The organism is Halomonas sp. KM-1 (assembly GCF_000246875.1).
Taxonomy (GTDB): Bacteria; Pseudomonadota; Gammaproteobacteria; order Pseudomonadales; family Halomonadaceae; genus Halomonas; species Halomonas aerodenitrificans.
Genome location: NZ_BAEU01000044.1, coordinates 21612 through 35452 on the forward strand (window position 1 = coordinate 21612; position 13841 = coordinate 35452).

The window sequence follows — 13841 nt, forward strand, 5'->3', positions numbered from 1 at the left end:
CCGTTTGCAAGCAGGGGCAACGCTCGGTACGGTTTTCACTACGCTGGGAATAGCGATTCACGACACCATGGAGAGGAAGACATGACCGACATTACCCAACTGCTGGGTGACGACGCCGAATACCTGCTGGATCACCGTTGCCGTGGCTTTCCCCGCGAACAGTTGCACTTGCCGGGGCCGGATTTCGTCAGCCGGGTCGTCGCCGACAGCGACCGCAGCCCGGCGGTGATGCGCAGCCTGCAGGCGATGTTCGGCCACGGTCGCCTGGCCGGCACCGGCTACCTCAGCCTGCTGCCGGTGGACCAGGGCATCGAGCACTCGGCGGGCGCCTCGTTCGCCCCCAACCCGCGCTACTTCGACCCGGCCAACATCGTCGAGCTGGCCATCGAGGGCGGCTGCAACGGTGTGGCCTCCACCCTGGGCGTGCTCTCGTCGGTGGCGCGGCGCTACGCCCATCGTATTCCGATGATGCTCAAGCTCAACCACAACGAGACGCTGAGCTACCCGGCGATGTACGACCAGACCCTGTTCGCCGAAGTGGAGCAGGCCCACGACATGGGCTGCGTGGCGGTAGGGGCGACCATCTATTTCGGCTCCCCCGAGAGCCGTCGCCAGATCATGGAGATCAGCGAGGCCTTCGAGCGTGCTCACCAGCTGGGCATGGCCACGGTGCTGTGGGCCTACCTGCGCAACCCTGGCTTCAAGCACGAGGGCAAGGACTACCACGTGGCGGCGGATCTCACCGGCCAGGCCAACCACTTGGCGGCGACCCTCAAGGCCGACATCGTCAAGCAGAAGCTGCCCGAGACCAACGGCGGTTATCAGGACATCGGCTTCGGCCACACTCACGCCAAGGTCTACAGCGAGCTGACCTCGGAGCACCCCATCGACCTGGCTCGCTATCAGGTGGCCTGCTGCTACATGGGCCGTGCCGGGCTGATCAACTCCGGCGGCGGCTCCAAGGGCCACTCAGACCTGGGCGAGGCGGTGCGCACTGCGGTGATCAACAAGCGCGCCGGCGGCATGGGCCTGATCTCCGGACGCAAGGCGTTCCAGAAGCCCATGAGCGAGGGGGTCGAGCTGCTGCACGCCATTCAGGACGTCTATCTCGACCAGAGCGTGACGGTGGCCTGAGTACCCTCAAGCAAGCACTCTCAGGCAAACAGCCAAAGCAAAAAGGGCATGACCGCCGGTCATGCCCTTTCTTCATGCTATTAGCGACATGCTACTAGCTACCGCTAGGGCAAGCCCTCAGCCCAGCAGTTCCTTGGCCTGATTCACCACGTTCTCCTTGGTGAAGCCGAAGTGCTTGAACAGATCATCCGCCGGGGCGGACTCGCCGTAGGTGGTCATGCCGATCACGCGGCCGTCGAGGCCCACATACTTGTACCAGTAGTCGGCGTGGCCGGCCTCGATGGCGATGCGCTTGGTCACCGCACGCGGCAGCACCTTCTCGCGGTACTCGGCGTCCTGGCCGTCGAAGCGGTAGGCCGAGGGCATGGAGACCACACGCACAGCGCGGCCCTGGCCCTCCAGCTCGGCGGCGGCCGCCATGGCCAGCGCCACTTCGGAGCCGGTGGCGATCAGGATCAGCTCGGGGGCGCCCTGACTCTCTTTCAGCACATAAGCGCCGCGCTGGATCTCGGCCAGCTGCTGCTTGCTGCGCTCCTGGTGCGGCAGGTTCTGGCGCGACAGCACCAGCGCGGTGGGACCGGAGTTGCGCTTGATCGCGGCGTCCCAGGCGGCGGCAGTCTCCACCGCGTCGCAGGGGCGCCAGGTGCTCAGATTGGGCGTGCTGCGCAGGCTGGTCAGCTGCTCGATCGGCTGGTGGGTGGGGCCATCCTCGCCCAGGCCGATGGAGTCGTGGGTGAAGACGTAGATGGCGCGCTTGCCCATCAGCGCCGCCATGCGCACCGAGTTGCGCATGTACTCCATGAAGATCAGGAAGGTAGCGCCGTAGGGGATGAAGCCACCGTGCAACACGATGCCGTTCATGATCGCGCCCATGCCGAACTCGCGTACACCGTAGTGCAGGTAGTTGCCGCCCGGGTTCTCGCGGGAGATCGGCTTGGCGCCGCTCCAGAAGGTCAGATTGGAAGGCGCCAGGTCGGCGCTGCCGCCGAGCAGTTCGGGCAGTTGCGGGCCGAGCTCGTTGAGGCACAACAGCGAGGCCTTGCGCGTGGCGATGGTCTCGCCCTTCTGCTGCATCTTCTCGATGAAGGCTTCGCTGGTGATCTCCGTCGGCAGCTTGCACTGGTTGCGACGGCTGAACTCCTTGGCCAGCTCGGGGTGCTCGTCACGGTAGCGGGCGAAGCGGGTCTGCCAGTCTTCCTGCTGCGACTTGCCGCGCTCGCGGGCGTCCCAGCCCTGATAGACGGGCTCGGGAATGTGGAACGGCGCATGGGGCCAGTCGAGCTGCTTGCGCGCGGCGGCCACTTCCTCGTCGCCCAGCGGAGCGCCGTGGCACTCCTCCTTGCCCTGCTTGTTGGGCGCGCCGAAGCCGATCACCGTCTTGCAGATGATCAGGCTCGGCTTCTCCTCGTGGCTGCGGGCCAGTTCGATGGCGGCCTTGATCTCTTCGGGATTGTGACCGTCGACGTTGGGCACCACGTGCCAGCCGTAGGCCTCGAAGCGCTTGGCGGTGTCGTCGGTGAACCAGCCCTCGACCTCGCCGTCGATGGAGATGCCGTTGTCATCGTAGAACACCGTGAGCTTGCCCAGGCCCAGGGTGCCGGCCAGCGAGCAGACCTCGTGGGAGATGCCTTCCATCATGCAGCCGTCACCGGCGAAACAGTAGGTCTGGTGGTCGACGATGGTGTGGCCGGGGCGGTTGAACTGTGCAGCCAGGGTCTTCTCGGCGATGGCCATGCCCACGGCATTGGCCAGGCCCTGGCCCAGCGGGCCGGTGGTGGTCTCCACGCCCGGGGCGTAGCCGAACTCGGGGTGGCCGGCGGTCTTGGAGTGCAGCTGGCGGAAGTTGCGCAGCTGCTCGAGCTCCAGATCGTAGCCGGTCAGGTGCAGCAGCGAGTAGAGCAGCATCGAGCCGTGACCGTTGGAGAGCACGAAGCGGTCGCGGTCGGGCCATTTCGGGTCGTCGGGGTTGTGCTTGAGGTAGTCGTTCCACAGCACTTCGGCGATGTCGGCCATGCCCATGGGCGCGCCGGGATGGCCGGATTTCGCCTTCTGGACGGCATCCATGGACAGGGCGCGAATGGCGTTGGCCAGTTCGAAACGGGATGGCATTTGGGTAAGCTCCTCGCCTGCGGCAGAATGGGGCAAGTCAACGGCGGCCTGCCGGGCCTGCCGATAGCGTTCTGGCTGGGCGCCGCAGGAAGGCACGGCGCGGTCGAATTCGGCCGCCTATTGTCGCCGACTTGCCGCCGGTCATCAAATGACGGGTGCCAGCCCGGGTGGCAGCATGTAAACTCGGGTGCTCACAGCGCTGCAGGCTCGCCAGGCAGGAAGCCAGGCATCATGCAGCATGAGGTGTCGTCACCCTGCTTCGACGCACCGCCGCGCCTTGCCGATACTAGCGCTTGCCATACTAAAGCTTATCGATATTAAAGCTTGCCGATACATAGAAGGGTCGACACGCATGAGCGAATATTCCCTGTTCACCTCCGAATCCGTCTCCGAGGGACATCCGGACAAGATCGCCGATCAGATCTCCGATGCGGTGCTGGACGCCATCATTGCCCGCGACAAGCATGCCCGGGTGGCCTGCGAGACGCTGGTCAAGACCGGGGTGGCCATCGTCGCCGGCGAGATCACCACTTCGGCCTGGGTCGACCTGGAAGAGCTGGTGCGCAAGGTGATCATCGAGATCGGCTATACCTCCTCCGAGGTCGGTTTCGACGGTGAGACCTGCGGCGTGCTCAACCTGATCGGCAAGCAGAGCGTGGACATCGCCCAGGGCGTGGATCGCAGCAAGCCGGAGGATCAGGGGGCGGGCGATCAGGGCCTGATGTTCGGCTACGCCACCAACGAGACCGACACCTACATGCCGGCGCCGATCCACTACGCCCATCGCCTGGTGGAACGTCAGGCCGAGCTGCGCAAGCACGGCCTGCTGCCTTGGCTGCGCCCGGATGCCAAGAGCCAGGTCACCTTCCGCTACGATGAGGCGGGAATGCCCTGCGGGGTCGAGGCGGTGGTGCTCTCGACCCAGCACGCGCCGGAGATCGATCAGGAGGAGCTGCGGCGCATGGTCAAGCGCGAGATCATCGAGGAGGTGATCCCGGCGGAGTGGCTGACCGAGTCGACCAAGTACCACATCAACCCTACCGGCAAGTTCGTCATCGGCGGCCCGGTAGGCGACTGTGGCCTCACCGGGCGCAAGATCATCGTCGATACCTACGGCGGCATGGCGCGCCACGGCGGCGGTGCCTTCTCCGGGAAGGACCCCTCCAAGGTCGACCGCAGCGCCGCCTACGCCGGGCGCTACGTGGCCAAGAACATCGTTGCCGCCGGGCTCGCCGACCGCTGTGAGATCCAGGTCTCCTACGCCATCGGCGTAGCCGAGCCCACCTCGGTGTCGATCAACACTTTCGGCACGGCCAAGGTGGACGAGGCGCGCATCATCGAGCTGACGCGCGAGCACTTCGATCTGCGCCCCTTTGCCATCACCCGCATGCTCGATCTGCTGCACCCGATGTATCAGCTCACCGCGGCCTACGGCCACTTCGGTCGCGAGCCCTTCGAGACCAGCTACCACTGGAAGGACACCAAGGGCCAGGAGCACACCGAGACCTTCACCGCCTTCCCCTGGGAGCGCACCGATCGTGCCGCGGCACTGCGTCAGGCCGCCGGTTTGTAAGCACTCGCCCAAGCTCGAAATGACAGGCCCCGCCGGCTTCGCCGTGCGGGGCCTGCTGCTATGGTGGGGAACACGAGGGACGGGGGCACAAGGGGCCGGGGCGCAGGCTGCCTGTGCGGGAATGCGCACGAGGCATGGTGCGCCTGCTACCGCTGCCGGTTCCTTTCGCGAGGATAATTCGTAGGTAAGGCAGTCGCTTGCGTTGCTGTGCGGAACTTCGTATGCCGAATTCGCCGATTGTGCACATATCCAGCCAAACCTGAGTCGTCGTTGCTGCGACCAAAGTCGCATAGCGGTTCGCTAAGCGATTGAAAGCCTTTTCTTTCACTCATTTAGGCGCATTGGTTGCTGAATGCAGACTGCGCCCCATGAGACGCGCGGCTCCTACAATGACAAGTGGGCACGACATGACGAGCTGAGTGCGGCGTAGAGGGAATTGTGGTGTGGCCAGCGGAACCGGCCTGGCAACAGTTCGAGAAGGCGATCGGCAACGCGATCATCGACTCCTCTATCGCCGCGAAGTGTGAAAGCGAGAAGAGGCGAAGCACATGGCAGACGATTTGCGCGACAGCGCCTTGCAATACCATCGGTTTCCCCGCCCCGGCAAGCTGGCGATCCAGGCGACCAAGCCGATGGCCAGCCAGCGGGATCTGTCCCTGGCCTATTCTCCCGGTGTGGCCGCAGCCTGCGAGGAGATAGAGCGCGACCCTCTCCAGGCCGCCGAGTACACCGCCCGCGGCAACCTAGTAGCCGTGGTCAGCAATGGCACGGCGGTTCTGGGGCTGGGGGCCATCGGCGCTCTGGCCTCCAAGCCGGTCATGGAAGGCAAGGCCGTACTGTTCAAGAAGTTCGCTGACGTGGACGTGTTCGATATCGAGATTGAGGAGCGCGACCCGGACAAGCTGATCGAGATCATCGCCGGCCTGGAGGCGACCTTCGGCGGCATCAACCTGGAGGACATCAAGGCACCGGAGTGCTTCGAGATCGAGCGTCGTCTGCGCGAGCGGATGAAGATCCCGGTCTTTCACGACGACCAGCACGGTACCGCCATCGTGGCGGGGGCCGCCCTGCTCAACGGCCTGCGGGTGGTGGGCAAGGAGCTCGGGGATATCCGCCTGGTGTGCAACGGCGCGGGCTCTGCGGCCCTGGCCTGTCTGGACCTGGCGGTCTCCCTGGGGGTACGCCCGGAGAACATCCTGGTCTGCGACCGCAGCGGCGTGGTCCACACCGAGCGCACCGACGACATGGATCCCTACAAGGCGCGTTACGCGGTGGCCACCGAGGCCCGCACTCTGGCCGATGCCATCGAGGGGGCCGACGTGTTCTTCGGTCTCTCGGCCGGGGGCGCGCTCAAGCCGGAGATGGTGGCCACCATGGCCGACCGCCCGCTGATCCTGGCCATGGCCAATCCCATCCCGGAGATCATGCCGGAAGAGGCCAAGGCGATACGCCCGGATGCGGTGATCGCCACCGGGCGCTCGGACTACCCCAACCAGGTCAACAACGTGCTGTGCTTCCCGTTCATCTTCCGCGGAGCGCTGGACTGCGGCGCCACCACGATCAACGAGGAGATGAAGCTGGCCACCGTCAAGGCCATCGCCGACATGGCGACCACCACGGTGCCGGAAACGGTGGCGGTGGCCTATGGCGGCCAGGCGTTGACCTTTGGCCCGGACTACATCCTGCCCAAACCCTTCGACCCGCGTCTGATCGACACCATCCCGCCGGCAGTGGCCAAGGCCGCCATGGACAGCGGTGTAGCCACCCGACCCATCGCCGACCTGAAGGCCTATGCCCGCTCGTTGTCGCGGCTGGTATACCGCTCCGGCAACGTGATGGAGCCGGTGTTCGAGCGGGCTCGGCAGAACCCGCTGCGCCTGCTCTACGCCGAAGGCGAGGACGAGCGCGTCCTGCGTGCCATGGAGGTCTGCGTCAGCCAGCACTATGCCAAGCCCGTGCTGATCGGCCGCCGTAAGGTCATCGAGGCGCGCATCGAAGAGCTGGGCCTGCCGGTGAGGGCCGGCGTCGATTTCGAGCTGATCGACGCGCGGGACTATCCCGACTGCTCCACCCTGGCCAGCGAGTACCACCAGCTGATGGGACGGCGTGGCGTGCATCCCGAGGCCGCCGAGAAGCGCGTGCGCAGCCGCTCCACCATCCTGGCCTCGCTGCTGCTGCGCCGGGGCGAGGTGGATGCCGTGATCGCCGGCCCCGTGGGCACCTACCACGAGCACCTGGATCTGGTGCTGGACGTCATCGGCCTGCGCGAGGGCGTCAGCACGCCTGCCGCCCTGCAGCTGCTGATCCTCGAGCGGGCCACGCTGTTCATTGCCGACCCCTTCGTCAACTACGACCCCGACGCCAGCCAGATCGCCGAGATCACCCTGCTGGCCGCGGAGCAGGTGCGACGTTTCGGCATCACCCCCCGGGCCGCCCTGGTCTCCCACTCCAACTTCGGCAGCTCCGACTTCGCCAGCGCGGTGAAGATGCGTGAAGCGCTGGCGCTGATCCGCGAACGCGATCCGGAGCTGGTGGTGGATGGCGAGATGCAGGCCGACTCGGCGCTCTCCATGGGCGTACGCGGACGCATCCTGCCCGATTCGCTGCTCGAGGGTGAGGCCAACCTGCTGATCATGCCCAACCTGGACGCGGCAAACATCGCCTTCACCGCGCTGAAGGTGCTGGGCAACGGCGTGCCGGTGGGGCCCATCCTGCTGGGGGCCGCCAAGCCGGTGCATGTGCTCAACCGCACGGTGACCGCAAGGGGCATCGCCAACATGAGCGCTTTCGCCGTGGTCGAGGCGCAGACCCATCGCTGACAGCGAACACCAACAACAACAAGCCCGAGCCAACGATCAAGGGAGACGCCCCATGGCTTTCGATGATTACAACGACTTCGATCCCCAGGAAACCCGGGAGTGGCAGGAAGCCGTCGACGTGGTGGTGGAACGGGTGGGCCCCGAGCGGGCCACCTACCTGCTGCACAAGGCGGTGGAGGAGGCCTACCGCACCGGGGCCGAGGCGCCGGACACCACCCGCACGCCCTATGTGAACACCATCCCGCCCCACAAGGAGGCCAAGCTGCCCGGCGACGCGGCCCTGCTGCAGCGGCTGATCGCCTATCTGCGCTGGAACGCCATGGCCATGGTCGTACGCGCCAACAAGAAACCCGCCGAACCCGGCGGGCATATCGCCAGCTACCAGTCTTCGGCAGTGATGTACGAGGTGGGTTTCAACCATTTCTGGCAGGCCCCCAGCGACGGCCACGGCGGTGACATCATCTACGTGCAGGGCCATTGCGCTCCGGGCATCTATGCGCGGGCGTTCCTGGAAGGGCGGCTCTCCGAGGAGCAGCTGGAGAACTTCCGCCTGGAGGTGGACGGCAAGGGAATCTCCTCCTACCCCCATCCTTACCTGATGCCGGACTTCTGGCAGGTTTCCACCGTCTCCATGGGACTGGGGCCGATCATGGCCATCTATCAGGCCCGCTTCATGAAGTATCTCCAGAACCGCGGGCTGGCCGACACCGAGGGGCGCAAGGTGTGGGCCTTCCTCGGCGACGGCGAGATGGACGAGCCCCAGTCCCAGGGGGCCATCGCCCTGGCCAGCCGCGAGAAGCTGGACAATCTGATCTTCGTGATCAACTGCAACCTGCAGCGCCTGGACGGTCCAGTGCGGGGCAACGGCAAGATCGTCCAGGAGCTGGAGGGCAACTTCCGCGGGGCGGGCTGGAACGTCATCAAGTGCCTGTGGGGCTCGGGCTGGGACGAGCTGCTGGCCAAGGACACCCAGGGCCTGCTGCGCAAGCGCATGGAGGAGTGCGTCGACGGCGAGTACCAGAACTTCAAGGTCAAGGGCGGCGGCTACATCCGCGAGCACTTCTTCGGCAAGTACCCGGAGCTCAAGGAGATGGTCGCTCACCTGTCGGACGACGACATCTACTACAAGCTGATCCGCGGCGGCCACGACCCGCAGAAGGTCTACGCCGCCTATCACGCCGCGGTCAACACCAAGGACAAGCCCTCGGTGCTGCTGATGAAGACCGTCAAGGGCTACGGTATGGGCGAGGGCGGCGAGGGCCAGAACATCACCCACCAGAAGAAGAAGCTGGGTGAGGACAACCTGCGCTACTTCCAGAAGCGCTTCGATCTGCCCTTCAGCGACGAACAGGTCACCGCGGCAGCCTTCATCAAGCCGCCGGAAGAGAGCGCCGAGATGCAGTTCCTGCACGCTCAGCGCCAGGCCCTGGGAGGCTACCTGCCCCAGCGTCAGCGCAACGGCGACCGGCTCGAGGCGCCGCCTCTGGAGATGTTCAAGCAGGTGCTGGCGGACACCGGCGAGCGCACCATGTCCACCACCATGGCCATGGTGCGCATCATGGTCTCCCTGGCCCGGGACAAGACCCTGGGGCCGCGGTTGACCCCGATCGTTGCCGACGAGTCGCGCACCTTCGGCATGGAAGGCATGTTCCGGCAGATCGGCATCTACGCGCCGGAAGGGCAGAAATACGTGCCCATGGACGCCGAGGAGATCATGCCTTACCGCGAGGACCAGAAGGGGCAGATCCTGCAGGAGGGCATCAACGAGGACGGGGCCATGTCGTCGTGGATCGCCGCCGCCACCTCGTACAGCAACCACGGGGTCACCATGATCCCGTTCTACATCTACTACTCCATGTTCGGCTTCCAGCGCGTCGGCGACCTGGCCTGGGCGGCCGGCGACATGCTGGCGCGGGGGTTCCTGATCGGCGGCACCTCGGGGCGCACCACCCTCAACGGCGAAGGGCTGCAGCACCAGGACGGCCACAGCCAGCTGTTCGCCCAGTTCATCCCCAATTGCATGGCCTATGACCCGACCTTCCACTACGAAGTGGCGGTGATCGTGCGCGATGGCCTCAAGCGCATGTACGAAGAGCAGCAGGACGTCTTCTACTACATCACCACTATGAACGAGAACTACCACCATCCGGCTCTGCCCGAAGGCGCCGAAGAGGGCATCATCAAGGGCATGTACCGGTTCAGCCAGGCCGAGGGCAAGGCCAAGGCGCCGCGGGTGCAGCTGCTGGGCTGCGGCAGCCTCCTCAACGAGGTGATTGCCGCGGTGGAGCTGCTGCGCGACGACTGGGGCGTAGCGGCCGACGTCTGGAGCTGCCCGAGCTTCAACGAGCTGGCCCGCGACGGCCATGCGGTCAAGCGCTGGAACCGGCTGCACCCCGGCGAGACACCGCGCAAGAGCTATGTCGAGCAGTGCCTGGAAGGCACCGAAGGGCCGGTGATCGCCTCGACCGACTACATCCGCATGTTCGCCGAACAGATCCGGCCTTTCGTGCCGCGGCGCTACGAGGTGCTGGGTACCGACGGCTTCGGTCGTTCCGACAGCCGCGAGGCGCTGCGCCGCCATTTCGAGGTGGATCGGCACTACGTCGTCCTGACCGCGCTGCAGGCCCTGGTCGACGAGGGCAAGCTCAAGAGCGCCAAGGTGCGCGATGCCATCGCCAAGTACGGCATCGACCCCGAAAAGCCCAACCCCCTGTACGCCTGAGCCGAAGGAGAACAACAGTGGCCATTCAAGAGATCAAGGTACCGGACATCGGCGATTACACCGATGTCCCGATCATCGAAATCCACGTCCAGGCCGGCGACACGATCCAGGTCGAGGACCCGCTGATCACCGTGGAATCGGACAAGGCGTCGATGGATGTGCCGGCGCCAGCGGCGGGCACGGTCAAGGAGCTCAAGGTCAAGCTCGGCGACACGGTCTCCGAGGGCAGCCTGGTGCTGCTGCTGGAGAGCGAAGCGGGGGCGGCGGCACCGAGCGGGGCGGATGAAAAGCCAGCGGCGCCCGGCGGCAGCGAAGGGCAGCCAGCGGCAGCGGCCGCTGCTCCGGCTGCTTCATCTACGGCGACCGCTACCGCAGCGCCGAGCGGTCCGATCGCGGATTTCAGCAGGGTTCATGCCAGCCCCTCTGCGCGCCGCCTGGCACGCGAGCTGGAGGTGGACCTGACCCGCGTGCCGGCGACCGGCCTCAAGGGGAGGGTGACTCAGGAGGACATCCGCAACTTCGCTGTCCACAACTTCTCTGGGGGCGGTGCCTCGGCGGCGGCTAGCACTTCAACCGGCGCTCCAGCCGGCGGCGGGGGGCTGGATCTGCTGCCCTGGCCCCAGGTGGACTTCAGCAAGTTCGGCCCGGTGGAGACCCAGCCGCTGTCGCGTATCAAGAAGATCTCCGGCGCCAACCTGCACCGCAACTGGGTGCAGATTCCCCATGTCACCAACCACGACGAGGCCGATATCACCGAACTTGAAGCCTTCCGGGTGCAGTTCAACAAGGACAACGAGAAGTCGGGCGCCAAGGTCAGCATGCTGGCGTTCATGATCAAGGCCGCGGTCGCCACCTTGAAGCAGTTCCCCGAGTTCAATGCCTCGCTGGACGGCGACCAGCTGATCCTCAAGCGCTACTACCATATCGGCTTCGCCGCCGATACGCCCAACGGCCTGGTGGTGCCGGTGATCCGTGACGCGGACAAGAAGGGCGTGGTCGAGATCGCCCAGGAAATGGGGGCGCTGGCCAAGCTGGCCCGCGACGGCAAGCTCAAGCCCGATCAGATGCAGGGCGGCTGTTTCACCATCTCCTCCCTCGGCGGCATCGGCGGGCTCTATTTCACGCCCATCATCAACGCCCCCGAGGTGGCCATCATGGGCGTGTGTCGCTCCTTCTGGAAGCAGGTCTCGCCGGACGGCAAGCACTCGGAGTGGCGCTACATGCTGCCGCTGTCGCTCTCCTGGGATCACCGGGTGATCGACGGCGCCGCCGCGGCCCGCTTCAACGTCCATTTCGCCAACCTGCTCGCCGACATGCGGCGCATCATTATGTGAGGAGTCGACGACATGGCCAATGCAATCGAAGTCAAGGTGCCCGATATCGGCGATTTCAAGGACGTCGAGATCATCGAGGTGCTGGTCAAGCCGGGCGATGCCATCGACATCGAAACCCCGCTGATCACCCTGGAGACCGACAAGGCCTCCATGGACGTGCCCTCCCCGGTGTCGGGTACGGTCGCAGCGCTCAAGGTCAAGGAGGGCGACACGGTCTCCGAGGGCTCGCTCATCCTGATGCTGGAGCCGGCCGAGACGGGCTCCCGGGTGATGGACCGCGAACCGCAGCCGGTAGTGCATGAGCAAGGGGTCGGTTCACCGGCGCCCGGCGATGCCGGCGGTGGTTATGGCGGCGGCGGGCTGGAAGAGGTGCGGGTGCCGGACATCGGCGATTTCGATGACGTCCCGGTGATCGAGGTGCTGGTACGCCCCGGCGATACGATCCGCGCCGAGGATTCGCTGATCACCCTGGAGTCCGACAAGGCCTCTATGGACGTGCCAGCGCCCAAGGCCGGCAGGGTCGCCGAGGTGCTGGTGGCGGTGGGCGACAGGGTTTCGCAAGGCACGCCGATCCTGATGCTGGAGGCGGAAGGGGCGGCCCACGCAGCCACACCTGCGGCCGCACAGGCAGCGGAGCCGCCGGCGGCCGTGCCCGCCCCCACGGCGGCCAGCTATGCCGGCGGCGCCGATCTCGAGTGCGAGATGCTGGTGCTCGGTGCCGGGCCGGGCGGCTACTCGGCCGCCTTCCGGGCCGCCGATCTGGGAATGAAGACCGTGCTGGTGGAACGCTATGGCAGCCTCGGCGGGGTGTGTCTGAACGTCGGCTGTATCCCCTCCAAGGCGCTGCTGCATGTGGCGGCGGTCACCGATGCGGCCAACGCCATGGCCGATCATGGCATCGCCTTCGGCAAGCCGAAGATCGATCTCGACAAGCTGCGCGGCTGGAAGGAGAAGGTCGTCGGCAAGCTCACCGGGGGGCTGGCCGGCATGGCCAAGGCGCGCAAGGTCGAGGTCGTGCGCGGGGTCGGCACCTTCCTCGACCCGCATCACCTGGAAGTCGCCCTGACCGATGGCGACGGCCAGGAGCCGACCGGCGCCAAGCAGGTGATCAAGTTCGACAAGTGCATCATCGCCGCCGGTTCGCAGTCGGTGAAACTGCCTTTCATCCCCGACGACCCTCGGGTGGTCGATTCCACCGGGGCGCTGAAGCTGACCACCATTCCCAAGCGCATGCTGGTCATCGGCGGCGGCATCATCGGCCTGGAGATGGCTACGGTTTACTCCACCCTGGGCACGCGCATCGACGTGGTCGAGATGCTCGACGGGCTGATGGCCGGCGCCGACCGCGACCTGGTCAAGGTGTGGGAGAAGGTCAATCAGCCGCGCTTCGACAAGGTGATGCTCAAGACCCGAACCACCGCCGTGAAGGCGCAGAAGAACGGCCTCAAGGTCAGCTTCGAGGGCGAGGGCGCTCCCGCCGAACCGCAGCTGTACGACATGATTCTGCAAGCGGTCGGTCGCAGCCCCAACGGCCACAAGATCGGTGCCGAGAACGCTGGCGTGGCGGTCGACGAACGTGGTTTCATCGCCACCGACAAACAGATGCGGACCAACGTCGGGCACATCTTCGCCATCGGCGACATCGTCGGTCAGCCGATGCTGGCTCACAAGGCGGTGCACGAGGCGCATGTCGCGGCGGAGGCCGCTGCCGGCCACAAGAGCTTCTTCGATGCCCGGCAGATACCCTCGGTGGCCTACACCGACCCGGAAGTCGCCTGGGCCGGCAAGACCGAGGCCGAGTGCAAGGCCGAGGGCATCAAGTACGGCAAGGCGGTCTTCCCCTGGGCCGCCTCCGGTCGGGCCATCGCCAACGGTCGTGACGAAGGGTTCACCAAGCTGATCTTCGACGAGGAGACCCATCGCATCATCGGCGGCGCCATCGTCGGTACCCAGGCGGGGGATCTGATCAGCGAGCTGTGCCTGGCCATCGAGATGGGCTGCGACCCGGTCGACATCGGCAAGACCATCCATCCTCACCCGACCCTGGGTGAGTCGGTCGGTATGGCCGCCGAACTGTTCGAGGGGGTGTGTACCGATCTGCCACCGCAGAAGAAGCGATAGGCGAACACCAGCGGGCGGCTGCTGTCGGA

General features: G+C 65.8%; 7 protein-coding genes. 6 read left to right on the forward strand and 1 reads right to left on the reverse strand.

Translation table 11 applies throughout. The features are described 5' to 3' along the window. Positions 1-81: 81 nt before the first annotated feature. Entirely contained in the window at positions 82-1134 is a 1053-nt protein-coding gene (locus B8115_RS03750; RefSeq protein ID WP_010626419.1) for a class I fructose-bisphosphate aldolase, read from the forward strand. A 117-nt stretch (positions 1135-1251) separates the two neighbouring features. On the opposite strand, the gene tkt is transcribed toward B8115_RS03750, so the two are convergent. Beyond that, positions 1252-3243 (reverse strand): transketolase, encoded by a 1992-nt coding sequence (gene tkt / locus B8115_RS03755; RefSeq protein WP_010626420.1) that lies wholly within the window; start codon positions 3241-3243, stop codon positions 1252-1254. A gap of 352 nt (positions 3244-3595) precedes the next feature. Here tkt and metK point away from each other — a divergent pair, with 352 nt between their 5' ends. The 5 genes from metK (at position 3596) to lpdA (ending at position 13812) form a co-directional block, all read left to right on the forward strand. Continuing rightward, positions 3596-4816 carry a methionine adenosyltransferase gene (gene metK, locus B8115_RS03760; RefSeq protein ID WP_010626421.1) on the forward strand — a complete coding sequence of 407 codons (1221 nt, stop codon included), beginning with the start codon at positions 3596-3598 and terminating at the stop codon, positions 4814-4816. A 548-nt stretch (positions 4817-5364) separates the two neighbouring features. Then, positions 5365-7635, forward strand: a complete 2271-nt coding sequence (locus tag B8115_RS24120) for an NADP-dependent malic enzyme (protein ID WP_010626422.1) — start codon at positions 5365-5367, stop codon at positions 7633-7635. Between the two features lie 52 nt (positions 7636-7687). Beyond that, positions 7688-10357 (forward strand): pyruvate dehydrogenase (acetyl-transferring), homodimeric type, encoded by a 2670-nt coding sequence (gene aceE / locus B8115_RS03770; RefSeq protein ID WP_010626423.1) that lies wholly within the window; start codon positions 7688-7690, stop codon positions 10355-10357. Between the two features lie 17 nt (positions 10358-10374). After that, positions 10375-11691, forward strand: a complete 1317-nt coding sequence (aceF, locus tag B8115_RS03775) for a dihydrolipoyllysine-residue acetyltransferase (RefSeq protein ID WP_010626424.1) — start codon at positions 10375-10377, stop codon at positions 11689-11691. Between the two features lie 12 nt (positions 11692-11703). Further along, on the forward strand, positions 11704-13812 hold the full coding sequence (gene lpdA, locus B8115_RS03780; RefSeq protein ID WP_010626425.1) for a dihydrolipoyl dehydrogenase: 2109 nt from the start codon (positions 11704-11706) through the stop codon (positions 13810-13812). Positions 13813-13841: the final 29 nt, after the last annotated feature.